At 51.4% G+C, this 25690-nt stretch carries 26 protein-coding genes and 2 riboswitches; of the genes, 8 read left to right on the top strand and 18 right to left on the bottom strand.

Features of this window, described 5'->3' with window-relative positions:
• Positions 1 to 39 precede the first annotated feature (39 nt).
• A complete protein-coding gene (locus D889_RS0111625) occupies positions 40 to 1287 on the bottom strand; it encodes an MFS transporter (RefSeq protein ID WP_010632708.1) in 1248 nt (415 codons plus the stop codon).
• A 44-nt stretch (positions 1288 to 1331) separates the two neighbouring features.
• The gene (locus D889_RS0111620) at positions 1332 to 1886 is read right to left on the bottom strand and encodes an ArsR/SmtB family transcription factor (RefSeq protein WP_010632709.1); all 555 of its coding nucleotides are present in this window, start codon (positions 1884 to 1886) and stop codon (positions 1332 to 1334) included.
• Positions 1887 to 2247: 361 nt separating this feature from the next.
• Between D889_RS0111620 and D889_RS0111615 the strand changes: the two genes are divergently transcribed.
• Positions 2248 to 2955, top strand: a complete 708-nt coding sequence (locus tag D889_RS0111615) for an acyl-[acyl-carrier-protein] thioesterase (RefSeq protein WP_010632710.1) — start codon at positions 2248 to 2250, stop codon at positions 2953 to 2955.
• A 90-nt stretch (positions 2956 to 3045) separates the two neighbouring features.
• Here D889_RS0111615 and D889_RS0111610 read toward each other — a convergent pair whose 3' ends face one another.
• The 8 genes from D889_RS0111610 to D889_RS0111575 form a co-directional block, all read right to left on the bottom strand.
• Positions 3046 to 3315: a DUF2933 domain-containing protein gene (locus D889_RS0111610; RefSeq protein WP_010632711.1), complete on the bottom strand. Its 270-nt coding sequence runs from the start codon at positions 3313 to 3315 to the stop codon at positions 3046 to 3048.
• Between the two features lie 27 nt (positions 3316 to 3342).
• The gene (locus D889_RS0111605) at positions 3343 to 3525 is read right to left on the bottom strand and encodes a hypothetical protein (protein WP_010632712.1); all 183 of its coding nucleotides are present in this window, start codon (positions 3523 to 3525) and stop codon (positions 3343 to 3345) included.
• Positions 3526 to 3633: 108 nt separating this feature from the next.
• On the bottom strand, positions 3634 to 3834 hold the full coding sequence (locus D889_RS0111600) for a hypothetical protein (RefSeq protein WP_010632713.1): 201 nt from the start codon (positions 3832 to 3834) through the stop codon (positions 3634 to 3636).
• Complete coding sequence (locus D889_RS0111595) at positions 3831 to 5243, bottom strand: sensor histidine kinase (protein ID WP_010632714.1); 1413 nt, start codon at positions 5241 to 5243, stop codon at positions 3831 to 3833. The genes D889_RS0111600 and D889_RS0111595 overlap by 4 nt, the downstream gene beginning before the upstream one ends.
• A complete protein-coding gene (locus tag D889_RS0111590; RefSeq protein ID WP_051001352.1) occupies positions 5240 to 5953 on the bottom strand; it encodes a response regulator transcription factor in 714 nt (237 codons plus the stop codon). The genes D889_RS0111595 and D889_RS0111590 overlap by 4 nt, the downstream gene beginning before the upstream one ends.
• A 253-nt stretch (positions 5954 to 6206) precedes the next feature.
• A complete protein-coding gene (gene copZ / locus D889_RS0111585; protein WP_010632716.1) occupies positions 6207 to 6422 on the bottom strand; it encodes a copper chaperone CopZ in 216 nt (71 codons plus the stop codon).
• Between the two features lie 36 nt (positions 6423 to 6458).
• Positions 6459 to 6674, bottom strand: a complete 216-nt coding sequence (locus tag D889_RS0111580) for a copper ion binding protein (RefSeq protein ID WP_010632717.1) — start codon at positions 6672 to 6674, stop codon at positions 6459 to 6461.
• 64 nt (positions 6675 to 6738) lie between these two features.
• Entirely contained in the window at positions 6739 to 9138 is a 2400-nt protein-coding gene (locus D889_RS0111575; RefSeq protein ID WP_010632718.1) for a heavy metal translocating P-type ATPase, read from the bottom strand.
• A gap of 296 nt (positions 9139 to 9434) precedes the next feature.
• Between D889_RS0111575 and D889_RS15900 the strand changes: the two genes are divergently transcribed.
• Complete coding sequence (locus tag D889_RS15900; RefSeq protein ID WP_010632719.1) at positions 9435 to 9674, top strand: SHOCT domain-containing protein; 240 nt, start codon at positions 9435 to 9437, stop codon at positions 9672 to 9674.
• A gap of 153 nt (positions 9675 to 9827) precedes the next feature.
• Positions 9828 to 11126, top strand: coding sequence for a D-serine ammonia-lyase (gene dsdA, locus D889_RS0111565; protein WP_010632720.1), 1299 nt, complete (start codon positions 9828 to 9830; stop codon positions 11124 to 11126).
• Positions 11127 to 11134: 8 nt separating this feature from the next.
• On the opposite strand, the gene D889_RS0111560 is transcribed toward dsdA, so the two are convergent.
• Positions 11135 to 12490 carry an amino acid permease gene (locus D889_RS0111560; protein ID WP_010632721.1) on the bottom strand — a complete coding sequence of 452 codons (1356 nt, stop codon included), beginning with the start codon at positions 12488 to 12490 and terminating at the stop codon, positions 11135 to 11137.
• 512 nt (positions 12491 to 13002) lie between these two features.
• Here D889_RS0111560 and D889_RS0111550 point away from each other — a divergent pair.
• Entirely contained in the window at positions 13003 to 14376 is a 1374-nt protein-coding gene (locus D889_RS0111550; RefSeq protein ID WP_010632723.1) for an amino acid permease, read from the top strand.
• Between the two features lie 78 nt (positions 14377 to 14454).
• Here the strand turns inward: D889_RS0111550 and D889_RS0111545 are convergent, their stop codons facing one another.
• On the bottom strand, positions 14455 to 15336 hold the full coding sequence (locus tag D889_RS0111545; RefSeq protein ID WP_010632724.1) for a LysR family transcriptional regulator: 882 nt from the start codon (positions 15334 to 15336) through the stop codon (positions 14455 to 14457).
• 241 nt (positions 15337 to 15577) lie between these two features.
• On the opposite strand from D889_RS0111545, the gene D889_RS0111540 reads away from it, so the two are divergent.
• Entirely contained in the window at positions 15578 to 16513 is a 936-nt protein-coding gene (locus tag D889_RS0111540) for an AEC family transporter (protein ID WP_026039131.1), read from the top strand.
• Positions 16514 to 16967: 454 nt separating this feature from the next.
• On the opposite strand, the gene D889_RS0111535 is transcribed toward D889_RS0111540, so the two are convergent.
• Genes D889_RS0111535 through D889_RS0111515 form a run of 5 tightly spaced genes read right to left on the bottom strand, consistent with a single transcriptional unit; the run spans position 16968 to position 20968 of the window.
• Positions 16968 to 17600, bottom strand: coding sequence for an NAD(P)-dependent oxidoreductase (locus D889_RS0111535; protein WP_010632625.1), 633 nt, complete (start codon positions 17598 to 17600; stop codon positions 16968 to 16970).
• Positions 17575 to 18321, bottom strand: coding sequence for a sirohydrochlorin chelatase (locus D889_RS0111530; protein WP_010632624.1), 747 nt, complete (start codon positions 18319 to 18321; stop codon positions 17575 to 17577). The genes D889_RS0111535 and D889_RS0111530 overlap by 26 nt, the downstream gene beginning before the upstream one ends.
• Positions 18321 to 19097: a uroporphyrinogen-III C-methyltransferase gene (cobA, locus tag D889_RS0111525; protein WP_010632623.1), complete on the bottom strand. Its 777-nt coding sequence runs from the start codon at positions 19095 to 19097 to the stop codon at positions 18321 to 18323. Before cobA ends, D889_RS0111530 begins: the two co-directional genes overlap by 1 nt.
• 11 nt (positions 19098 to 19108) lie before the next feature.
• Positions 19109 to 19327 carry a DUF3906 family protein gene (locus tag D889_RS0111520; protein ID WP_010632622.1) on the bottom strand — a complete coding sequence of 73 codons (219 nt, stop codon included), beginning with the start codon at positions 19325 to 19327 and terminating at the stop codon, positions 19109 to 19111.
• Positions 19328 to 19348: 21 nt separating this feature from the next.
• Positions 19349 to 20968 (bottom strand): nitrite/sulfite reductase, encoded by a 1620-nt coding sequence (locus D889_RS0111515; RefSeq protein WP_010632621.1) that lies wholly within the window; start codon positions 20966 to 20968, stop codon positions 19349 to 19351.
• Positions 20969 to 21050: 82 nt separating this feature from the next.
• Positions 21051 to 21163: riboswitch (SAM riboswitch) on the bottom strand.
• Positions 21164 to 21327: 164 nt separating this feature from the next.
• Positions 21328 to 21436, top strand: a riboswitch (SAM riboswitch).
• 237 nt (positions 21437 to 21673) lie between these two features.
• Between D889_RS0111515 and D889_RS0111510 the strand changes: the two genes are divergently transcribed.
• From D889_RS0111510 to D889_RS0111500, 3 genes are all read left to right on the top strand, one after another.
• The gene (locus D889_RS0111510) at positions 21674 to 23026 is read left to right on the top strand and encodes a YeiH family protein (RefSeq protein WP_010632620.1); all 1353 of its coding nucleotides are present in this window, start codon (positions 21674 to 21676) and stop codon (positions 23024 to 23026) included.
• 36 nt (positions 23027 to 23062) lie between these two features.
• Positions 23063 to 23413 (top strand): hypothetical protein, encoded by a 351-nt coding sequence (locus D889_RS0111505; RefSeq protein WP_010632619.1) that lies wholly within the window; start codon positions 23063 to 23065, stop codon positions 23411 to 23413.
• Between the two features lie 252 nt (positions 23414 to 23665).
• Positions 23666 to 24772, top strand: a complete 1107-nt coding sequence (locus D889_RS0111500; RefSeq protein ID WP_010632618.1) for an ABC transporter ATP-binding protein — start codon at positions 23666 to 23668, stop codon at positions 24770 to 24772.
• A gap of 48 nt (positions 24773 to 24820) precedes the next feature.
• On the opposite strand, the gene D889_RS0111495 is transcribed toward D889_RS0111500, so the two are convergent.
• Positions 24821 to 25684 carry a helix-turn-helix domain-containing protein gene (locus D889_RS0111495; protein ID WP_010632617.1) on the bottom strand — a complete coding sequence of 288 codons (864 nt, stop codon included), beginning with the start codon at positions 25682 to 25684 and terminating at the stop codon, positions 24821 to 24823.
• Between the last annotated feature and the right edge of the window lie 6 nt (positions 25685 to 25690).

The raw sequence follows: 25690 nt of genomic DNA, 5'->3' as shown, positions 1-25690 counted from the left end.
ATTCTCTCTGCTGTATGGCGCGTCAGGTGCACACATTTTTCAGTCAAATCTTCGGATCCCGGGGACAAGAAGAATCAGCAGGTTAGCCAGAATGATGCTGCCGCTCATCAGGAAAATAGTGGCAATCCCGCCAATCACTCCGGACAGCCAGCCTGTGAGCAGGAATCCGACGGGCAAAAGCGCAAAGGAGCCGACCATGTCGATACTGGCCACACGTCCGAAAGCCTCCGGCGCAACCAGTTCCTGCAGGCTCGTTTCCCAGATCAGCCCGAACAGCATCGTCCCCGCGCCTTCCAGCGCCATCAGCACGATCAGCAAAAAAGTTTGATGCGTCAGCGGCATGAGCAGCAGGGCCGCCCCCGACAGCGCGATCCCGCCATAGGCCAGCGGTCCCCGGAACCGCCACCTCTTTCTCGTCCCGAAAACAAAGGCGGTCGCAATCGCTCCCAGCGCCGACCCGGACATTGCCATCCCGTAAACGTACGCCGGCAGATGCTCGTGAACCTTGATCAGCCAGGGGATCAGGACAGCGACAATACCCGTGGAAAAAATATTAATGATACTGAAAAAAAGAATTGTGACCCAGAGCCAGGTATTTCCTTTAATGATCCGGATGCCGGCGAAACATTCACGGAAAAAGGATTCCGTCTGCCGCGGCCGGCGCTTCACCCTTCCTTCCTGTGTTAAAAACAGCACACAGATAAACGAGATAAGGTACGTGAGCCCGTCAATGCCGAAGCCTAATGAAGCGGTGGTCAGTGTAATAATCAGTCCTCCGACTGACGGGCCGAGAAGTCTTAATAGCTGTTCAGTAAACTGGCTCAATGCATTGGCGGCATTGCGAATATCCGGCACGAAAACGACGGCGCGCATCGCAGAAAACGCCGGTTGAAAAAGTCCGCTCACCAACCCCATCGCTGCCATCATCACCATTAGCGCGGGAATCGATAACCTGCCAGCCAGCCCGAGAACCATGACACTGAGTGTCAGGAGAAAACGGATCAGATCCGCCATCCTCATGATTTTCGCGCGGTTCAGCCGGTCGACGATGACCCCGGAAACGGGTAGGATCAGGAGCTCGGGGATCATATAGGCGGCCATAATCAGGCTCATCGCCATCGGTGAACTGGTCAGTTCATAGACCAGCAGCGGAAGAATGACATTTGTGATCGCCGAGCCGAATGTCGACAGTGAGTTGCCGATCCATAGACAGCGAAAAGCCTTTGAAATGATGACCGGACGGAACAGCTCCGGATATTTTTTTCTGTTTATGTTTACTTGCGTCATTTGATCACATCCAGCATGAATTTATTGCGAACGGAACTTACGGATCATTTCTCAGGAAAAAAGGCGAGATTCGTATAATATGTTTTCACCGGTTCCGTGGTCTTCCGCTCGCTCCGGCTCTGCATATATTGGTAGAGATCTTTGATTTTTTTTCGGACTTCCTGCTCCTCTTCCCTGGTCAGTTCGGCTCGGTAAGGAACAAACAGAAAATCCCGGTTTCGAAATTCTGCCCGGGCAATGTTCTTTCGAAGCTCCTCCAGGGCGCAATAGGCATTCTCTTTTAAAGCACTGTCCCAGTCCGGAACGTCTTCCCCGTTCAAAAGCGACGATACTTTCTCAAGCGAGATGTTTCGGGCCACAGGCCGGTAAAATTTCTGGAGAATACCGTTTTTGACCTCCGTGCGCACCACTTCAATCAATCCGACCCGTTCCAGTTCCGTTAAATGATAGCGGATTTTCGACGGCGACAGATGCATTTCTTCGGATAAGATCTTCCCGGTCTTCTCGCGTTCATCCAGCGACCAGAGAATTTTTGTCCGCAGCGGATCACTGATCACTTTCAACTGATCGAGCGTTGTAATATAGAAAAACTCTTTCATTTTATCCCGTCCGATAATTATATTTTAACGTACAATTTTATTTGTACGTTAAAATATATTTTATTCCCTTATCTTTCGGATGTAAAGTCAGCTTGGAGAGACATTCTACCTTATTGACTCGTCCAGATCCGCTTAATCTTATCCAGTGAATTCGCATCATGTCCTCGCACATCCGCAAATAGTTCCGGCAACAGATCACGCCGGCGGTATTGCCCGCTCGAATTTGAGGAGTAGATCGTTCACCCTGAGATCCAATAATTGATTATGCTATAATCATTTTGTTCAGTAAAAAGCGGCATATTTTCGCATTTCGTGCAGCACTTCGGGATTCGTCGATTTAAAAGTTGTGAGGTGACTTCTGTTGTATATTCTGAAAGATCGGGTCGGTGCGAGCCGGACAGGAGAAACCGGTCTGATGAGGTTTTCGGATGCGATTGAGGTGATTCAGGATTGTTCCATGTTCTGGCTGGAATCAGAGCCTTCCTTTCAGAATTTCTTAAAAGCGAACAATCTGGGGATGATTCTGCTCTCCAGGCAGGCAGACATTCTGCGTTTACCTGCTTATGGAGAAAAAATAACGGTGCGGACAAGTATATTCGGCTGCGATAAGTTTTCCGGATATCGCAATACCGTGCTGTATGGGGAAAATGACCGGCCTTGCGTGGCCACATGGTGCATCGGCGTATTTGTCAATTTGAAAACCGGAAAAATGTCGAAAGTGCCTGAAGAGGAGCTCGATAAAATCACCATCGATCGAAAAATAGATATGGATTATCTGCCAAAACATATTGTCGTACCGGACAGCCCCGGGCAGCGTCTTGACTCTTTTACCGTAAGACGCGGCGATATTGATATGTATCATCATATGAATAATGCCAAATATGTCAGGGCAGCGCTGGAATTCCTGCCGAAAGATTTTACCATGCACAGAATGCGGATTGAGTATAAAAGGTCGGCAAAAGCAGGATATACGCTGTATCCTGAACGAATACAGACCCCGTCAGGAAAATGCTACATCCTGCTTGAAAATGCAAAAAAAAGGCCCTATGCTGTTCTGGAATTTTCCTGATGCTTTAAAAATGGAATACCATCTGGAAAAGAATGTCTGGCGCTAACAGAGACAGATTTTCGTCTCATTATTCATCGGAACCCGATGAAATTAATGATGCTGGCCATTTTCCTTTTTCATCATCATTGGCATCATGAACAAATGCATGAGCGGGCAGACGAGCAGGGCGGCCAGAATCAGCAGACCATTTGATCCGGAGAGGCCTCCGGTGAAAAAGAGACCGGCAGCTGCAGCGACCGGAATCAGCAGGCAGCTCAGCATCATCAGCAGATGGCTGGGCCCATGCGCACCCTGAGTGCGACCCTCGGCCTGATTATTATGGCTCTGCTGGTCATGATTGTGATTTCCGCAGCAATTCATCATACATGCCCCTTTTCTCGTTTTCGATTAGTCTTTGTTCTTCAGCTGTTGAAGCTGTTCACGAAGTAGTGCGTTCTGTTCTTTGAGACCTTTCAGCTCGTTCCCGCCTTCCTGATGATCGTTATCTGAATGGTGTCCTTTCATCATCAGCAGCATCATCGGGAGCATCATCAGGGGACAGGCAAGCAGTGCCAGCCAGCTTAGATCCATTCGCGTTCTCCTCCTCTCATTCTCTGACTCTAAGTGTAGCCGGAAAATGTGGGGATTCTGTGTAGATTACAAAGGAAAATGGAGAAATCAGTGAAAAGTTTGAGGCATTCATTTTTTTCTCAGACTGCGGATTAAGAAGAAAAGAAGAAGGAGCGGGATCACCGGGCAGAGAAACCAGACGCAGACCCGGAAAAATGTCTTTCCAAAAGAGAGAAGGCTTTCCTGTCCGAAGGCCGTAGCCGAAAAAGTCATACAGGTGATGCCCATGAGGATCAGGAAGACTGCACAGAACCATTCAAATTTTTTCATGTCTCATCATCCCTCTCCCGCGGCCCTACGTCGGGGAAAAGCAGTGTAAACGTCGTCCCCCGGCCGACCTGACTGGTCACATGAACAGATCCGCCCTGCCGCTCGGTAAATGCTTTGACAATCGAAAGGCCCAGACCGGTGCCGCCGTATTGCCGCGCCCGCGATTTCTCCACCCGGTAAAAGCGCTCGAAAATATAGGGCAGCTCTTGTTCAGGGATGCCAATCCCCGTATCTGATACGGAGATTGCGGTGGTTCCTTCCTGTCTTCGCACGCGAACGGTAATCCGTCCCTTTTCCGTATAGCGAATCGCGTTCTCAAGCAGATTGAGCAGAACCTGAACCATCCGCTGCCGGTCGCCCCGAAGCGGCGGCACCGTGTCAGGAAGATCCGTCCGCAGGTTTAAGTGCTTTGTCTCTGCTTTAAGCCTGACCTTCCCGGCTGCTTCAAGAATCACGGATTTCAGATCCAGCGCGTCCCGTTTTATCGGAATTCGCCCCTCCTCCAGCTTTGCCAGATCAAACAGGTCGTTAATCAAATGACCCAGGCGAACCGATTCCTCATAAATAATCGACAGATACTGCGCTTTTTCCTGCTCAGAGGTGACCCGTCCGTCAGCCAGTACCCTGGCATAGCCCTGAAGATAGGTCACCGGAGTGCGCAGCTCATGCGAGACATTGGAGAAAAAAGCCTGCCGCGTGTCTCGATAGCGCTGAAGACTGGCTGCCAGATCGTTGATCGAATGGCCGAGTTTACCGACCTCGTCATGGCTGCCCTCATGCAGACGGACTGCCCAGTTACCCCTGGCCATCTTTTCCGTCATCTGCTGCATCCGGAGCAGGCGTCGGGAAAGCAGGTTGCTCAGGATCAGGATCAGCCCGGCGGCAAGCAGGTAGGCTCCGGCGCCGGAGAGAATCAGAAGACGGCGCAGCCGCCAGAGCGATTGGTCGGCGGACGCCATCGACGAAAGGATATAGATGGCGGCATTCCCGGATGCATTTGTTTTAATGGTCCGTCCGACTGCAAAATAGCGTCGGCCCTGCGCATCACGTACCGGAAATTCAACCTGCCGCCCGGATAACAGTTTCTGCGTTTCACTGGACGGAATCATGGAAAACCCGGCCGTTTGACCATCTTTGGTGAGCGCCTGAACTTTTCCATTCCCCTCCAGCCGATACACGCTGACGCCGGAGAATCTGGCGAATGTCCGGATCATCTCCTGAGAAGACGCACCGCCCGGCGACGCCATCTCCACAAAGTGCGCGGCCAGTTCTCTCGTTTGCTCTTTCATCTGCATCTCATAGAAATTCGTAAACAAACGGTCGACAGCCAGTCCGGAACAGATCAGGACAACAGCCATTAAGCCAAGAATGACAGACCCCAGTTTCAGTCCGATGCGGTTAATCGTCATTTTTCCTCAGCCCCGGCTGAAAATTGATAACCGACGCCCCATACCGTCCGGATCGGATCATAGGGCAAACCGGATTTTTTCAGCTTTTCTCTCAGATTTTTTATATGAATATCAACGACACGGGCGTCACCGTCAAAATCATAGCCCCAGTTCTTTTCGATCAGCTGTTCCCGCGAGAACACACGGCCGCTGTTCTTCGCCAGAACCGCCAATAGATCAAACTCTTTGGGTGTCAGCGCGACGCTCCGGCGGCCGACGAGAACCCGGCGCCCGTCCCGGTCGATCGTCAGATTCCGGAAATCCATCGTATCCGTCTCCTTCTGGCCGGCCGGTTTCAGAGACGCCCGGCGCAAAAGGGCGTGAACCCGGGCAATCAGCTCTTCGGGATCAAAGGGTTTGGTCAGATAGTCGTCTGCGCCCAGCCCGAGGCCCTGGACCTTTTCACGGGTTTCGCCAAGCGCCGTCAGCATCAGAATCGGAACCGACTGTGTCTTGCGGATCGACCGGCAGACTTCCCAGCCGTCCATCCCCGGCATCATCACATCCAGAATGATCAGATCATAGGCGCGTCTACCGGCCATCTGCAGTGCTTCCTGTCCGCCTGATGCCTCATCCGTTTCAAAGCCTTCCCCGGAAAGATAGATCCGCAGCAGATTACGCAATTTCCAGTCATCGTCAACCATTAGGACAGAACGTTTATTCACCGTCATCACCTGATTTCATTTTACCGCAGCTTCTGCCTGAACCACGAATGAGAGAGACAATTTTTTCATCGCTTTCATTTCTATCCGGTTCGTGAAACTCATGTGGAGATGATTCATTAGATCATGACTGTGCCTCGTACGCTGAGCGTCGGGGTCATTTATCTCATTTTACACCGCATAGCAAAACAGGGCAGCCTGAAGCAACAGCCGTCCTGCTTTCCTTCCGATCTGTATCCAAATTGCACGAGATGTTATCGGATCAGTGCTGGCCAACCACATCGTAGCCCTGTTCTTCGACGGCATCCTTCATGTTGTCGAACTGCACTTTTGATTCGTCATATTCGACGGCAGCTTTTCCATTTTCCAGATCAACGGACACGTTCGAGACCCCATCCAGTTCTTTCAGCGCATTGGTGACGGCCATTTTACAGTGGCCGCAGCTCATACCATGGACATTGAGTGTTGTTTTTGCCATAATTTTTTAACTCCTTCTTATGGTTTTACTTCCGAATCAGTGCTGGCCAACCACGTTGTAGCCTTGATCTTCAACAGCTGCTTTCATTTTGTCATACTGCACTTTCTTTTCATCAAAATCAACATCAGCATGGCCCGACTTCAGATCAACGGACACTGCGGAAACACCGTCAAGGCCTTCCAGTGCCTTGGTTACCCGCAGCCTGCAGTGCTCGCCCATCATACCTTTGACATCGAGTGTTGTTTTTGCCATGAATTTTTTACTCCTTCTATGATTTTGTCCCTTGTTACCATTTGATAAAATGTCTTTTCTAAAGTCAGATCTTCACGCGTTTCAGTCGCAGGCTGTTCGTGACGACCGAGACAGAGCTGAACGCCATCGCCGCACCGGCAACCCATGGGGCCAGCAGCCCGAGCGCGGCAACCGGGATGCCGACGGTGTTGTAGAACAACGCCCAGAACAGGTTCTGGCGAATGTTCCGCATCGTTTTCCGGCTCAGGTCAATTGCTTTCGGAATATGGAGCAGATCGCCGCCGACCAGCGTGATATCCGCAGCTTCGATCGCGACATCGGTTCCGGTGCCGATCGCCATGCCGATATCGGCCGTGGCCAGTGCCGGTGCGTCGTTGATCCCGTCACCGACCATCGCGACTTTCAACCCCTGTTCCTGAAGCACTTTCACTTTCGCTGCCTTTTCTTCCGGCAGCACTTCGGCAAAGACGTGATCGATCCCGGCCTGCCGGGCAATTGCCTGCGCAGTCCGTTCATTATCACCGGTGATCATGTAGACGGAGAGGCCGCGCGCCTTCAGTTGTTCGATCGCTGCTTTTGATGACGGCTTGATTGTATCGGCAACGGCAATGATGCCCAGAAGTTTCTCGTCGCCGGCGATAAACATCGCCGTTTTCCCTTCCGATTCGAGCTGCTTCATCCGGGGCTCAGCCTCATCAAAGGAAATGTTCTCCTTCTTCATCAGCCGCCGCGTACCGACAGCGAGTGTCTTGCCGGAGACAGTTGCTCTGATCCCGTATCCGGCGAGTGCTTTAAACTGATCCGGAGCCGGGAGCGCCGGATGTTTCAGCCGCCCATAATTAACGATCGCCTGAGCGAGCGGGTGTTCACTGGAAGACTCGGCGGCAGCTGCCAGCCGGATCAGTTCGTCCGGATCCGTACCATTCAGCGGTACGACATCCGTGACTTCCGGTTTCCCGTTAGTGATGGTTCCGGTCTTGTCGAACAAAATAGCCTGCAGATTTTGCGTCGTTTCCAGATATTCACCTCCTTTAAAAAGAATCCCGTTCTCAGCCCCTTTGCCGGTGCCGACCATAATCGATGTCGGTGTAGCCAGACCCAGCGCACACGGGCAGGCGATCACCAGTACGCTGATGGCAGCGACGAGCGCCGGTGCAAACTGGCCGGGTGTGACAAACAGGATCCAAGCGAGAAAAGCCAGTGTTGCGATACCGATCACAATCGGAACGAAAATTCCGGAAATACTGTCGGCCAGACGCTGAATCGGTGCTTTCGATCCCTGGGCTTCCTCAACAATTTTCACAATACCGGCAAGCGCTGTGTCCTTACCGACTTTTTCTGCTTGCATCGTCAGTGTGCCGTTCGCATTGACTGTAGCGCCGATGACCCTGTCCCCGAATGATTTTTCAACAGGGATTGATTCGCCGGTGATCATCGATTCATCAACCGATGAACTGCCGGAGGTCACTAGACCGTCCACAGGTATTTTTTCACCCGGTCTGACACGCAGGACATCACCGACGGAAACCTGATCAACCGGGATTTTCCGTTCCTTTCCATCCTCGATCACAGTCGCTTCTTTTGCCTGAAGGCCCATCAGTTCGGTAATCGCCGCGGTTGTCCTTCGCTTGGCGCGGCTCTCAAAGTATTTGCCTAACAGGACCAGTGTGATCAGGATGGCACTCGTTTCAAAGTAGAGATCCGGGCTGGTCAGGCCGCCGAACTGATAGCGGAACGTTTCAAACGCGCTGTAAAAGTATGCGGCACTCGTCCCGAGCGCGACCAGCACATCCATATTGGCGCTTTTACTCAGCAGCGCTTTGGTGCCGCTGACATAGAACTGACCGCCGATATAAAACTGTACAATACCGGCCAGAACAAGCTGGAACCATGGATTCATCAGCAGATGCGGCATCGGCAGCCCGGTCTGGAACGGCAGATGGCCGATCATCGTATAGAGCAGCGGCAGTGACAGGACGATGGACACGATCAGTTTCTGCAGTTTTCTCCGCAGCTCCCGGTCCTTTTCATCCGCTGCCTGCGCCTTTTTCGGCACGGCCTTATAGCCCAGCTTCTTCACCCGGGCATAGATCGCGTCGGGATCGGTAATTCCCGGCTGATAGATAAAAGTTCCGGACTCGGCAGCCAGATTCACCTGAGCGGACACAATCCCCGGCATCCGGTTCAGTCCCTTCTCAATTCGTGCGGCACAGGACGCGCAGGTCATCCCCATGATGTCAGTATCCAGGCGCTGTGTCCGCACGCCGTAACCGAGCTTTTCGATTTTCTGAACGATGTCGTCCGGTTTCGCTTTTTCTTCATCCAGAGAAACATTCGCCGATTCCAGTGCCAGGTTCACATTTGCAGCGACCCCGTCCATCCGGTTCAGCGATTTTTCTATCCGCGCGGAGCAGGACGCACAGGTCATTCCTGTGATCCCGATCTGTAATGTTTTTGAAGTCATTCGCTTCATCCCCTTAACTCTGTTCATCCGGAACAAGCGGTCCGGCACTTAAGGTATCTGTTTCTTCTTCCTCTTTACAGCTACATTATACCCACAGGGGGTATAGGTGTCAATGAGCGAACCCCGCAGATTTTCCTGGTTTTTTGATTTTCTTACGATAGTTAGTGTACTGCTTAAATATGATGATTCTGTTTCGAAAAGATTAATTGGATAAGTGTAAGATCTACACAGTTTCCCCACATTTGTGCGCTACACTGTAAGTAAAGATCAAATGATATAAAGGATGGTGATGAATCATGATGGGCTGGAACGGCGGAATGATGTACGGTTTTGGTGCAGGAATGGGATTGATCGGATGGCTTGTGCAGCTGGCACTGATTGTCGCCCTGATCTATCTGGCGGTCATTCTGATCCGAAAGCTGACCGGCAGCGCAGATGAAAGCAAAAAAAGCGAATCGATATTAAAGGAACGATTTGCCAGAGGAGAAATTTCAGAAGAGGAATACGAGCGAATGAAGAAGATTTTGCATCAGTAAAAAGAGTGAGGGCACCGATCCCCCACTCTTTTTTCATCTTCCTGAGTTCGCAGATGACGCGATTTCGGTCAAAGGATATACTGTAAGCATGACAGAACCCTGCAGATGTATCGGTTCCGTCACACCGCAGAGCTAACTGAAAGGGGTCCATTCATGGAAACAGCGACAAAACAGTTATTACAGACCTACCCGATCCTGCAGAAAATGAGCCGCTATGAAAAAATTTTCTGGAAAAATCCGCATGATCAGGAGCACGAAGAATTGCCCTTCTCGCAGGCATCCATTTTCGATGCGGCCGCCCGCTGGGACCGCTTTGCCCCTTATCTGGAGACAGTCTTTCCGGAAACCCGCGCGGCGCACGGGATGATCGAATCACCGCTGATTCCTATTCCAGGCATGAAAAAAGCCTGGGAGGCAGAAAACCAGACCAGGCTTCGCGGAGATTTATTTCTTAAGGCAGACCACCTGCTGCCGGTTTCCGGTTCGATCAAATCACGCGGCGGGATCTACGAAGTTCTGAAGTTTGCTGAAAAGGTCGCTCTGTCTGCAGGCGATCTGACCTTTATGGATGACTATTCCGTGCTTGCCTCAGAGCGCTATCGCCGTCTGTTTTCGCAGTATGGCATTGCCGTCGGATCGACCGGCAACCTGGGCTTAAGCATCGGCACAGCGGCCGCATCATTTGGTTTCCGGACAACGGTCCATATGTCGGCAGACGCGCGGCAGTGGAAAAAAGATCTGCTTCGCGCCAGAGGGGTCACGGTGATTGAACACCCGGGCGACTTCACAGAAGCGGTGACAAAAGGCCGCGCACAGGCCGCCGCAGATCCGAAGACCCATTTTATCGACGACGAGTCGTCCACCGACCTGTTTCTCGGCTATGCGGTGGCCGCCATTCGGCTGCAGAAACAGCTGAAGGATCAGCATATCTGCGTGGATGCGGATCATCCGCTGTTTGTTTACCTTCCCGCCGGCGTCGGCGGCAGCCCGGGCGGCGTCACGTTCGGTCTGAAACAGATTCTCGGTCCGCATGGGCACAGCATTTTTGTCGAACCCACACACGTCCCCTCCGTGACGCTCGGCATGATCACCGGTTTGAATGAAACCATCTCCGTCTATGATCTCGGACTGGACGGAAAGACCAGAGCAGACGGACTAGCCGTTGCCCGCCCGTCTGCTCTGGTCGGCCGGGTGATGCGGACGCTTCTGACAGGCGCGGCCACCTTTGACGATCAGGAGCTCTTCCGGTACCTGGCTCTGCTTGCTGATACGCAGCACCTTTTTGTTGAGCCGTCCGCAGCGGCCGGATTCACCGGAATCAGGCCCGTGCTTGACGCGTTCGGGAACTCAGACCAGGCGACCCACATTGTCTGGGCCACTGGCGGCAGTCTGGTTCCTGAAACGGAAAGAAAGCAGGACTATCAGACAGGTAAGAAACTGATTAACGGTTAAGCCGCATGTCAGTCACTGATCACGCCTCTGTTTTTCCGGTATGCATAGGCCGCTGCCAGCAAAATAAACCATACGGGTGTGACAAACAGGGCGACACGCGTATCCTGAGCCCAGCCGATCAGAACGAGCAAAAAGGCAAAGAACAGGAGGATCAGCCAGTTCATCACCGGAGCAAAGGGCGCCTTGAACTTGGATGATACGGCAAGGTCAGGCCTTTTCTTCAAATAGATGAGATGAGCGATCAGGATGATGCTCCACACCCAGATAAAACAGATCGCACTGATGCTCGTCACGAGTGTGAACACAAAATCCGGCAGAAAATAGTTAAGCACAACGCCGACAGACAGGGCAATCGTCGAAGTAATCAGTCCGAGGCTGGGCACAGAACTTCTTCCCAGTATCGAAAAAGACTTCGGCGCGTCGCCCTTTTTACCCAGTGAAAACAGCATCCGGCTGGTGGAAAAAAGGCCGCTGTTGCAGGCTGAAGCGGCTGAAGTCAGAACGACGAAGTTAATGACTCCTGCCGCTGCCGGAATGCCGATCAGCGTAAATACTTTGACGAACGGACTGCTGTCGGCGCTGAGCTGTGTCCATGGATTAATACATAGTATGACGAAAAGGGCGCCCACATAGAAGAGCAGCACACGGACCGGCAGACTGTTAATCGCGCGCGGCAGCGTTTTTTCCGGATCGGCCGTCTCGGCTGACGTGACGCCGACCAGCTCAATCCCGACGAAGGAGAATACGGCCATCTGAAAGCCGAGGAAGAAACCGGATAACCCGTTGGGGAACAGGCCGCCGTACGCCCACAGATTCTGGATGGAAACCCGGCCGGTATCTGTTTTGAAGCCCACGATGATCATGACGATCCCGACGAGTATCAATGCGACGATCGTGATCACTTTAATCAGTGCAAACCAGAACTCGATTTCCCCGTACATACGGACCGTCAGCAAATTCAGAATGGTTAAGACCACGAGACAGAGCAGTGCCGGAATCCACTGAGGTATTTGAAACCAGAACTGAATATATTTTCCTACGGCCGTAATATCTGCCATCGCTGTCATGATCCAGCAGAACCAATATGTCCATCCGGTGATAAAACCGGCCCATGGGCCTATGTACTCGTCAGCGAAATCGATAAACGATAAATGATCCAGATTGGACAGGAGCAGTTGGCCCAGTGCGCGCATCACGAAGAACAGCGCCACACCAATGATCAGATAGGCAAAAAGGATTGAAGGACCAGCCAGATGAATCGATTTGCCTGATCCGAGAAAGAGTCCTGTTCCGATTGCCCCGCCAATGGCAATCAGTTGAATATGTCTGTTCTTAAGCCGTCTCTCAAGTTTTGTACCGGCCAACGTCATTTCCTCCCAGTTTTTCTTTTTCTTAACGAACACTGCCGGACAGACGTTATTGTCGATGCCTGTCACTCATGGATTGAAACAGAAAGTGCGGGACTCCTGCGGGAACAGCGAGCGCAGAGGCCCACGGATCGCCCGCGGAAAGCGAGCGCCTGCTGCGGAAATCAACCAGGTTAACAGAGCATCTCAGTAAAACGTCGCAGTGTTTCTCCATTATAACAAAGTTCCATTCCTGATGTTTCGCTATTCATTGAATTGGCCAATGGCTAATGGAAGGAAAATGGTTCCGGAAAACGCTGACTTCCCGAATCGGACAGGTAAATCACGCACAGAAATTTCCTTCCATTTCGCAAAAAATGTTCACCGGCTTGACTTCACAAGTAAGCAGGATATACTAGAAAACATCGTATCCGGACACGCAGCCGCCTTGCCACGTCCGGATACAATTATTTTTATACTTGCAATTTGTTGGTTTAAAGCGTCTATGCAGAAAAAGAGAGAGTGAAAAAATGATGGGTCAGGCAACAGAAGAGAAACAGGAACTACGGCGCGGTTTGCAGCCGCGCCACATTATGCTTATGGCCATGGCCGGAATGATCGGCACGGGCATTTTCAAAGGGAGCGGCGATACCCTGAATATTGCCGGCCCGAGCGTGATTATTGCTTATTTGCTTTGCGGGCTGATCCTTTTTGTGGTCATGGTTGCTCTGGCGGAGCTGGCCATGGCCTATCCGGGGCTGAACATCCAGCATCTGATCCACAAAGCATTTGGATTTCGTACAGCGATTATTGTCGGCTGGCTGTACTGGATCAACTGGATGATCGTCACGGTTGTCGAAATCCTGGCTGCCGGCAGTTTTCTCGAGTACTGGTTTCCCCATACACCGCTCTGGATCCTGTCCGGACTCTGCGGTCTGTTTATTATCGGCATCAACCTTTTTCAGGTAAAAATGTATGGGGAATTCGAATTCTGGTTTGCGGGCATCAAGATTGCGGCTATTATTTGCTTTATCATGCTTGGATTTCTGATTTTGCTGGGAATCATTCCAACCCATGTCCAGCCGATAAAGAATCTCTTCGGGTACGGCGGCTTTTTCCCGCATGGTCTGTCCGGCATTGTTCAGGCTTTTCTCGTCGTCATTTTTTCTTACGGCGGTTCGGAGCTAATCGGACTGACGGTAACGGAGACACGGGATGTGGAAAAGACATTGCCTAAGGTGATCAAAAGCGTCGTCTTTCGCGTAGCCCTTTTCTACATCCTGCCGATCACGATCATCTGCGGACTGATGCCGTGGAACAGCGTATCCGCTACACAGAGCAGCCCGTTTGTCCAGGTGTTTGAAGCAGTCGGCCTGCCCGGCGTGCCCCAGCTGATGAATTTTGTTTTACTGACAGCGGTTCTGTCTGCGGCCAATTCCGGCATTTATGCGACGACGCGTACACTGTATTCAATGGCCGAACGCGGCGAAGCGCCGCGGTTTACCCGGAAACTCACGAGCCATGGGGTACCGATCGGCGGACTTGCCCTGACCGGCAGCTTCCTGGTTATCGGAGTCTTTCTTGCATTCCTTGTCAAAGATCAGATTATTGTGCAGCTGATGAGTATCCCGGGTTTCACCATCAGCATCGTCTGGATCGCGATCTGTGCGGCTGAATTGAAACTGCGGCCTGCTTATTCCAAAACACCGTTCTTCCATATGATCGGGTTCCCCTATACAACGATCATCGGCATTGTCGCGCTGTCGGCGATCTTCATTTCTTTTGTGTTCAATCCGGCGAACCGGGTCGGATCAATTACCTGCTTCGTAATCATCGCGCTGCTCGTCACGGCCTCGATGCTGATGAAAAACCGGAAAACCAGTGAACACGCTCAGGAAAAATAAGGCGGTTTATTTTCCGGCTGAAATGAACGTAAAAAAAGTCTCGGGCAGATCAAAATCGTCTGCCCGGGACTTTTTCATTTAAAGTGCTATTTCACGGATTATTGCCATGAACCGGCGGACACTTTCGGTAAGCTCAAGAGACTTCCGGTAAACCATCATGACGGTCAGCTCCGGGGCATTTTCATCGGTCAGCGGAATACTGATGATCGGATCATTGGGCAGAATCGACAGTTCGGCGATGTAGCTGACGGCCACGCCGCGGGAGACGATGCGCTTCAACGTGTCAATATTGCTGCTGCGATAGATGATGTGCGGGCTGACGCCGGCCTGGCCGGCAATTTGTGCAAACGCCACCGGATTGGCAAAATGCTGGCCAAGCACGACAAAAGGATAGCTGCTCGCTTCCTTAAAGCTGACCGCCTCTCGCTTCGCCAGCGGACTCGACGGCCCGACGACAAGCCTAAAATGCATCACCTTCAGACTTTCCGACGCTAACTGGTCATTCAGCAGCGGGCGGACTCTGCCGATCAGGCCGATATCCACCTGGCCTTCCAGAATCAGCCGCAGCACTTCACGCGATCCGTCTTCATAGGTATACAAATGATTGAGCAAACCTGTCTGAATCAGCCGGTCCGTCACGCCCGGAAAGAAATAGTTGCTGATGGTCGGCGACATGCCGAAACGGATCATCTGCCGGTTAAGCGCCCGGATTTCCTGATGCGCCAGATGCCAGTCGTTCAGCATCCGGTCGACATGCTGATTGAGCTGCATGCCGCTGGAGGTGATCCGCAGTTCACTATGGGTATGATTCCGCTCAACCAGTTTGGTGTCGAACTCTTTTTCCAGTCTTTTAATGGCAAAAGTGATCGTCGGCTGGCTGACGTTAAAATGAACGGCTACCTTTGTAAAATTACGGTCGCGGACGAGCTGATGAAAATAATTTAGATCCCGAAGGTTCATTCCAGTCCATCCAATCATAAATAACTTTTATGAACTCATCAATATTTGACTATGATTCTAGCATAGATGTATGATCGTGGATACCCAAAAGATGCAGAAAACCTGACAAACTGCTTTCCGATTGCTGATCCTGTTCCTTGCAAAAATTTCAGTTTACCTGATCTGGATAAATAATATTAATGTCATCGTTCGGATACTGCAGATTTCCTGTAAAACTCATTTGGTGATGGAGGCTCATCCGTTGGGAACTTTTTTTCAAGGCATACAGGGTATTCTTGTCATTCTTGTGATGATCAGCGTCGGCTATCTTCTTGCGCAGCGCGGCTGGTTCGATAAGAATGCCAGTAAACTGATTGCCAGGCTGGTTACACAGATCGCGCTGCCGGCTTATATGATCAGCACGATCACGAACGACTTTACGACCAAAGAGCTGATTGAGTTATTGCCGAATCTCCGCTTTCCGGTTCTTTCCATGATCATTCTGTTCGGCATTTCTTTTTTGGCTGTAAAAATCTTTGCGGTACCCCGGAATCACAGTGGGCTGTTTAAATCAATGTTCTGCAACTCAAATACGGTGTTCATCGGTCTGCCGGTGAATATGGCGCTGTTCGGAAGCCAGAGCCTGCCTTACGTCCTCGTTTATTACATGGCAAACACGACGTTCTTCTGGACCTTAGGTGTGTACCTGATCCAGACTGACGGGGACAGCAAGACCAGGTTCAGTCTCAAGACCACGCTGAGCAAAATTTTTTCGCCGCCGCTGCTTGGCTTTATTGTCGGTGTATTGCTCGTCCTGTTCCATATTAAACTGCCGACGTTCCTGATGTCTGACTTCAGCTATATCGGCGGGCTGACGATTCCGCTGTCGATGATCTTTATCGGCATCGCCATTGAGCAGGCCGGACTTGGCGAGATGCGGCTGAACAAAGATAACCTTGGTGTCCTGATCGGCAGGTTCATCGCAGCCCCGATACTCATGACACTGCTTGTCCTGCCGGCACCGATGCCGGCGCTGATGAAGGAAGTCTTCATCTTACAGTCGGCTATGCCGGTGATGACCAATGCGCCGGTCGTTTCCGAGCTCTACCATGCCGATTCGGATTACGCGGCAATCATGGTCACCGAAACCACGCTCTTCAGCATGGTCGAAATTCCGATATTGATGGCAATCATTTAATTTGAGTATCCCTTTCACTCATTCCGAAATGAATATTTCGCCTTTCACGAAAATATATCGACGCTCAGCAGAATATATCGCCCTTCGTGAAAATATATCGACGCTCAGCAGGATATATCGCCTTTCGTGAAAATATATCAACGCTCAGCTGAATATATCGCCTTTCACGAAAATATATCGACGCTCAGCAGAATATATCGCCTTTCGCGAAAATATATCGACGCTCAGCTGAATATATCGCCCTTCGCGAAAATACATCGACGTTCAGCTGAATATATCGCCTTTCACGAAAATATATCGACGCTCAGCAGGATATATCGCCTTTCGCGAAAATATATCGACGCTCAGCAGGATATATCGCCTTTCAAGAAAAATGTACTAATGGAATAATCAGTTAATGAAACCGTAAAAAGGGCCCGGGAATCTCAGAGATTCCCGGGCCCTTTTATTTGGATTAACGTCCCGCAGCCGCTTGCTGCTTAATCCACTGATCGAGCGCTTTAAGTAACCGGACTTGCCGCTGCCTGTCCCTGTATTCAGGCCGAAGCACCTCTTTCAGGCAGGCTGCTCTAAGCTCGCGATTCAGCTCCTTGCTCAGAAGCTGCTTCCGGAACGAAGCTAAAAAGTCAAGATAGCCTTCAATATCGCTGTCCAGCGTCTGCGCCAGCTGATCGCGCAGCTCTCGCGCATAAGCCGGGCTTGCGCCGCCGGTCGCGATGGTGACGGTCAGCCGGCCGCGGCGGATGACCGCGGGGACCGAACAATTTCCGGCCGCGTGTCCCGCCGTACAGATCAGCTGATTCGGCTGTGCGGACGCCGCAATCGCAGCATTAACCATTTCGCTGCCTGTCGCCGCAAGAATCAGAAAAGCCGCTTCAGAATCGGTACGTTCCCAGCAGCGTTTCTTCCAGATAATCGCCTGCTCCCCGGCCCACTTACGGATCCGGTCCGATGCCTGAGGACAAATGACGGTGATCCGCGCGCCGCAGTCCAGCAAGGCTTCAAGTCTCCGGGTCGCTACAGGCCCGCCGCCGGCAACGACCACATTTTTTCCCTGCAGATTAATATTGAGCGGATAGCCGTTCATGGACGGACGCCTCAATTCTCTGCCTGAGCAGACCGATCAGGGCAGGATGGTACCCGAGCGGCGGGCACAGCGTGAAGGACGTCCGGTACGCACTTTCCGCAATTTCTTTTCTGATCGTTCGCATCAGTATCCCGGGAAAGAGCAAACAGGGGAGTATATAAACGGTGCCCGTATTCTGCCCCCCTGCCTGTGCCAGGCCTTCATGAATCAACGGTTTTGCGGCAGCCATGTAGCAGACCGAGACTGGAGAAATACCCTTCCCCGTCAATTCGGCACTGATCCGGGAGAATGTTTTCGGCGTTTCCGGGTCGCTTGATCCCCGCCCGACAATCAGCACTCTGCCTTCACTGTCCGGTGTTCTTCCTTTTTCGGCAAGCCGTTCCAGCAGTATATCGATGATACAGTCGGCAACGCCGAACGGTTTTCCATAGGTAAATCGGACATGCGGGTAGATCGCCCGGGCTTTTTCAATGGCACCGGGAATATCCCGCTTGTCGTGCCTTGCCGACAGCAGCAGAATCGGCTGGACAATGATCCGGTCGGCGCCCGCAGCAACACACTGGCCGATCCCTTCCAGAATATCCGGCTTCACCAGTTCCAGGTAACAGATCCGCTGAATCGGCACGTTCACCTGATCCATACAGCGTTTCAGGAATTGATTGGCTTTGAGCACACCTTCGGCAACTCGGGTCCCATGACTGACATACAGAACGGCCAGCATCAGAAAGCCTCCCTGAGTCCGTCTTCCTGCTGTTTCCGCGCTTCAAACCATTTCAGCCGGTCTCTGAGTCTGACCGTCTCACCGATGACGATCATTGATGGGCTCTGGACGTGTTCCCGGGCGGCGACACGGCTTAACTCGGACAGAGGTGCGGTGAACGTTCTCTGGCGTTCTGTAGTTCCCCATTCAATGATCGCCGCCGGAGTGGACGGCTCCCGCCCGCCGGCAATCAATTCAGAAGCGACACGCTCAAGCGTCGCTACACCCATGTAGATGGCAAGCGTATCGGCAGCCCATGCAAGTTTCGACCAGTCTGTCTGATCCTTGCTGCCCGCTTTAAAATGGGCCGTAACGAACGCGACGGATCCGGAGATATCGCGGTAGGTCACCGGAATGCCCGCATAGGCCGGTGCGGCGATCCCGGCAGTGACACCGGGCACGATTTCGAACTCGATTTTCTCCGCGGCCAGCACAGAGGCTTCCTCCCCGCCCCGTCCGAAGATAAACGGGTCACCGCCCTTCAGACGCACCACAACGGCATGGCTACGGGCATATTTTACGAGCAAATGATTGATGGCATCCTGATTCAACGGATGCATGTGCGGCAGTTTCCCGCAATAGACCAGTCTGGCGGAATGTCTGGCTTCCTTAATAATCTCTTGACTGACAAGCCGGTCGTACAGCACGACGTCGGCTGCCTGCAGAATCCTCAGACCCTTGACCGTCATCAGCCCGGGATCTCCCGGCCCTGCACCGACAAGATAAACTTTTCCCATGCTGCACACCTTCATTCGTATGATTTGCGCGGCTGGATCAAGTAACCCGCGCCATTTTTCGTGATGTTCTTCTTCTCGACCAGAGCCAGATCATTGATCACCGGTTTTTTCAGCAGCTGATGCTCGATCTCCCGGTCGGCAACGCGAAATGCTCTTTCCTCACTGTCCGCGGCCACAACGATCGCTGTTTCCCCATGCTCCGTCGTCGCAATGAAACGATACAATTCCAAGGATCGTTCCCCCATTCCCTGTTATTTGCTGTACATCTTCGCAATCGTATCCAGAACTTGCTGCAGTTTCTCTGTACCGATTCTGGTTTTAAACGCGAAGAAGGTTTCCCCTTTTTCCTTTTCCTTTTTAAAGAACAGAAGAAAATCCTTTAGCACATCGTAAATCTGCGTTGCCGGGATTCTTCCCTTCAGGCGTTCGTTGAACTGCCCGCCGTCGATCAGTGTACCGCCGACGAATAGTTCATAAGCATCGACCAGCTGTTTATCCTTCGTCCGCAGCTTCAGGCCTTGAATGCCGATGTCGGCGATCTGGCGCTGGCCGCAGGAGTTCGTGCAGCCAACCATATAAATTCTGACCGGGACGTCCAGACTGACTTCCTGATCAAGCCGGGCCGCAATTTCTTTCATTTTATCCTTTGTATTTGTCAGTGCGAGATTGCAGAATTCATTGCCGGTGCAGGCCATCGCATATCCGGTGAAAGGCGTCGGGTGAATCGGAAATTTTTGAAAAAGTTCATCTGAAAGCAGGTTGTCCAGTACTGCGTCAGGAATATTGGGAAGAATCAGATTCTGAGAATTGACGGTTCTCAGTTCACCATTTCCATAGTTTTGCGCCAGTTCTGCGAACCGAAGAAAGTCCTCCGCGCTGATCCGTCCTACCGGGATGCTGACCCCGACATAATTCAGCCCTTTCTGTTTCTGAGGATGCGCGCCGAAGAAGAAGCCGCCGTTCCAGCCCCTGGTCTCATCATGACCTGCTTCAGGCAGCGGTCCGGTCAGTGCCAATACTTTTTCCTCAAACTTCTTTATACCCCAGTCGGCGACCAGATATTTCAGCCGTGCACGTGCCCGGCTCTTGCGATACCCATAATCTCTGTAGATCGTCGTCACGGCGGCAGATACATTTTTAACCTGATCGAGCGTCACGAAAATGTTCAGCTGTTCGGCCAGATAGGGTTTCGCCGCCAGTCCGCCGCCAACCTTGACGTGAAAGCCAAGCACTTTTTTACCATCGATGGTTTTCGAGGCAGGGATAAATGACAGGTCATTGATTTCCGCATGTCCGGCATTCGACGTATTGGCATTAATCGATATCTTGTATTTTCTTGGCAGATTGGAGAAATCGGGGTTATCCTGGAAAAAGTGATAGATTTCTTCCACTACCGGCCGTGTATCAAAAAGTTCATCCGGATCGATCCCGGCAAGCGGGTTGCCGACAACGTTCCGCGGTGCGTCACCTTCAGCTTCGCTCGTCGTCAGACCGACTTTCTTCAGTCTGTCGAAGACATCGGTCAGCTTCTCAAGCGGTACCCAATGATACTGAACCGACTGGCGCGTGGTAATATCGATGATTCCGCGGCCGTAGTCGCGGCCGATACCTGCCAGCGTCACTGCCTGATCGTGATTCAGGATGCCGGTCGGCACCTTGACCCGAAGCATGAACAGCCCTTTATCCTGAGGTTTTTGCACGGTCAGACCGGCATATTTAAAATACATGTACTGATCTTTAGGAATCGATGCAAAACCGCTTTTGGCATATTTCGGGATATCGTCAAAAATAGTCAGTCCGTCTTTTTTGAGCTTATTGACCTCATTCTTATTCAACTGCTCATTATCCGCCCATACTTTGGTGTAACTCAAGCCAATCATCCTCTCCCTATTTTATCCAGGAACATAAAAAAGCCTCATCCATTTGGCTGCTGGATAGGCTTTTCTCTTAATTTTCCTATCTTCCAAAATGGATCTCCATTTTGCTGGAATTAGCACCTTACAGCTAACAAAACTGCAGGTTGCCGGATATCATCGGGCCAGTCCCTCAATCGCTCTGGATAGTTATTTAGTTAGTTTCATTTATTCTAAATGGCTGCGGGAAGAATGTCAATAATTCCAATTAGTTTTGTCAGGTATTGAGAATGGCTGTCGCAGATTGTCTGAAAAAAATTTTAAATAGAGATTACATTATTCAAAGTAACATGATAGGATAAATCCAATTTAATCGACTCTTATCACGAGAGACGGAGGGAATTGGCCCGATGAAGTCCGGCAACCACTTTACATCCCGGTAAAGTACAGGTGCTAAATCCAACAGGTTTTCCTGAAAGATAAGGCTGTTTTGGACACTGATCCGGTGCCGGACCCCGTTCTTTCAGAATGGGGTCATTTTATACCTGGAAAGTGAAAGCGGGGTGGGCAGCATGGAGCGTTGCATGATCGATTATTGCGTATAACCAAGTATTCGTATGTTTTTAGTTATTTATTAGGATAAGAGTCCTTAAATCGTCTTCATAGTTCTTATGTCCCTTATTCGGTGAATCATGAAATCCAGCACTCAGGGAGGAATCACAAATGTCAATCGACCTCACTTCAGAACAATCAAAACCCGTCAGAAAAAGCGGCTGGTTCGAGCTAATCCGTAAAGAGGACTGGTGGGCCGTATGGATCGGCCTGTTCCTGGTTCTCGCCGGAATTATCTTCTGGACTGCCGGAAGTTCGATTAAAGTCCTGACGGCACAGATCCCGAAATGGACTGATTTCCCGGCGCTGGGAAGTGCTTTGCAGGGACATCTGGGCTCGATCATCCTGCTCTATCTGACGTTCCTTGTACTTTTCTCGATTACTGCATCCTTTCTTCATATTAAAACCGGTCCGTTCGCAGCCGGCTTCACGCTCTTATTTATCATCAGTGTCGCCATCAATATTTTCAGCTCATGGGGCTGGGCATCGCAGTATAATCTTGAAGCGCCGATTGTCGCCCTGGCGATCGGTCTGATCGTTGGCAATCTGATCCCGCTGGGGGGCTGGTTCTCCTCTGCACTCCGAACCGAGCTCTATGTCAAAGTCGGTATCGTTTTGCTCGGCGCAACATTACCGTTCACGCTGATTATCCAGGCCGGACCTGTCGCCTTTCTGCAGGCGACATTCATCTCGGTGATTACTTTTCTCGTGATCTATTTTGCCGGTACCCGATGGTTCGGACTTGATAAGCACTTTGCCGCGACACTCGGCGTCGGCGGTTCGGTCTGCGGTGTCTCTGCGGCGATTGCCGTCGGTGGTGCGATCAAAGCGAAAAAGGAACATGTATCGATCTCCATTTCACTTGTTGTTATCTGGGCTGTAGCCGCCATTTTCCTGCTTTCCTTTCTGGTCAAGGTGCTTGGCATTTCCGCAGGGCCGGCCGGTGCCTGGATCGGCACGTCCGAATTTGCCGATGCCGCCGGCGTTACAGCCGCAAGCACATTCGGCGATCAAGCGCTGAACTCGTTCACTTTGATGAAGGTCATCGGCCGTGATATCTTCATCGGCGTCTGGTGCTTCATCCTGGCACTCATTTCGATTACTTTCTGGGAAAACAGGAAGGCAGGAACCAAAGCAGATGCGACTGAGATCTGGCGCCGTTTTCCAAAATTTATCATTGGCTTCTTCGCTGCTTCCATTCTGCTGACGATTGTCATTGCCGCTACTACTTCCGTCGCCGGACGTGCGGTCATCAATACCGACGTGATTGCGCCGATCAAGGAATTCAGAACCTGGGCGTTCACCTTCACATTCCTTTCGATCGGGCTGACCACGCGCTTCCGGAAACTGACTTCCTTCGGCTGGAAACCGTTCGCCGCATTCAGTACTGGTGCCGTCGTCAATATTGTGCTCGGCTATATTCTCTCGGTCGTGATTCTTCACAACTTCTGGGCATCGCTGTAACCCATTCGGCTGGATTCAAAAAAGGAGTATCGGAAAATGAAAGTAGATGCACTTACCTGTAAGCAAAGCGTAACCCTTATATTTGATTACTATCTTTTGCCTGGTTCAGCAGAAGATCGCAGCAGGAGCCGGAATCCGGTCGAACCGGAAGCGCTCAGAAAATTAGGTGCCGCCTTCTCTGAACGGATCGATCGCATCGCACAGATGATCGAGATTCTTCAGTCTGTTCATCACCAGTGGGCGATTACCGGAAAGAAGGATAAGATTGTTCTGGAAACCGACAGCTTCGATTTCCACTCTGTGAGAAAAGTGCTGGAGGAACAAGGTTTTCTGCTATCTGAATATCAATTACTAGTGACCTACGAACGAAAATGGGGTATACTTTGAACCTGGCTGAACCTTGCGCTCACCAATAAGTATGAAAAGCTGCGAGCTGCTGCCGGCACATACGTGCGGGCAGCACCGCAGCTTTTTTCTGCCAATTGATTAGTTGGCGTTGTGATCAAGGCGCAGCAGCGGCAAAATGTCTGAGCCAACAATTTGCACATAAATCCGGTCGCAGGAAGCAGCAGAATGCCGTGTATTATTGGAACCGGTTACATTATAATGAAACCATAAATTGAAGGAAGTGAAAAGCACATGGCAGAATTATCATTAAGGCATATTTATAAAATTTACGAAAATAGTACGGAACCGTCCGTCACCGACTTCAACCTGGAAATCGCCGACAAGGAATTTATTGTCTTCGTCGGACCATCCGGATGCGGCAAGTCGACGACTCTGCGGATGATCGCCGGTCTGGAAGATATCACCAAGGGCGAGCTGTACATTGACGGGAAAAAGATGAATGATGTGGCACCTAAGGACCGGGACATCGCCATGGTCTTTCAGAACTATGCGCTCTATCCGCACATGACGGTCTATGACAACATGGCGTTCGGCCTGAAGCTCCGGAAAGTCCCGAAGCCGGAAATCAAGCAACGCGTGGAACATGCCGCCGAGATTCTTGGAATCAAGGACTATCTAAGCCGAAAACCGAAAGCATTGTCCGGCGGCCAGCGTCAGCGTGTTGCTCTCGGCCGGGCGATCGTCCGCGATGCAAAAGTTTTCCTGATGGATGAACCCCTGTCCAACCTGGATGCAAAACTGCGCGTACAAATGCGTTCGGAGATCAGCAAACTGCACCAGAAGCTGCAGGCAACAATGATCTACGTCACCCATGATCAGACCGAAGCGATGACGATGGCGACACGTATCGTGATCATCAAGGACGGCGTGATTCAGCAGGTCGGCTCACCGAAGGAAGTCTACGACAACCCCAACAACTTGTTTGTCGGCGGGTTTATCGGATCGCCGCCAATGAACTTCTTCCATGGCCGGCTTGAAGGCAGCCGCTTCAAGGGGGACGATATCGATCTTGAAATTCCGGAAGGCAAACTGAAAATACTGCGCAGTAAGGATTTCGCCGATAAACCGATCGTTTTCGGCATCCGCCCGGAGGATATTCATGATGAACCGGTTGCCATTAACGCCTCGCCGGACAGCGTCGTTCATGCTAAAGTAAACATCGCCGAGCTGACCGGCGCCGAGTTCATGCTCCATTCTCAGGTCGGCCGTCACCCGTTTATCGCCCGTGTCGATGCGCGCAATGACTACCATGCCGGTGATGCAGTTGATCTGGCCTTCAACATTAATAAGACCCATTTCTTCGATCCGGAAACTGAAAAGTCGCTGACAGCCGAATAAGACAGAACCATTGTGCTTCGATCGTGACTTCACGACCGAAGCTTTTTTTTACAGTGTAGACAGGTAGGCCATCGTCAGGCCGTCCATCCGTTTCAAAGAAATCCCGGTGATTTCATAAAATTTGTCGATGCGGTTCAGCAGTGTATTTCGGTGCATGAATAGATGCTTCGCCGCCATGCTGAGATTGCCCTGATTCTCCCAGATCGCACGGATGATCGGCCGCCAGCTTTTCTCTGCGCTGATCAGATCGCTCAGCTCATTCAGCACGACCCACTTCCCCGCGAGCGGCTTTAAGAAATCAAAAAAGGCATGTTCCACGGTGGTCACTTCCCGGGATTCAGCCTGATCCATGCGCTGATCAAACAACTTTTTTTCCTCCAGATAGGCCGCTCTGAGCTGCGGCGACAGCGGATAGCGGAGCCCGATCTGAAAACAGGTCTTCACCGAAAAGTCGTTGCGCAGCGTATTGGCAATCGCCTTAAGCGAGGCCTCCTCGATGAACTGATCTTGCTCGACAATCAGCCCGTCATGTTCTGAGAGGTAGATAAAATCTGTTTGAACGCCAAAGAAAGCTTCAAGCGCCGCCCGCCATTCCTTCAGGTCCGATTGTTCCAGACGTTTCGTCAGATGAAACTGAATGATGCTGATTCTTTTACCGGGGTCCGGCTGCGACAGCGGCTTCCCCTCAATCAGCAGGCCGTACCAGCAGCGGGCTCTTTCCGAATAAACAGGCGGTGTTTCCTGATCCAGCAGGAGACTGAGCAGCCGACGTTCCGACTCAGAGAGGGAACGCGACGGGATTCCGATATAATAGGGCCGTTCATAAAAATAAAACATATGCCTGTCCGGGTGAAAAGGCTCCCGCTTCATCACCGTCCCCGGATAATGCTGAACCAGTTTCTGAATATCCACATTACG

The organism is Sporolactobacillus vineae DSM 21990 = SL153, assembly GCF_000377985.1.
Lineage (GTDB): Bacteria > Bacillota > Bacilli > Bacillales > Sporolactobacillaceae > Sporolactobacillus > Sporolactobacillus vineae.
This window is presented reverse-complemented; position numbering and strand designations above follow the sequence as displayed.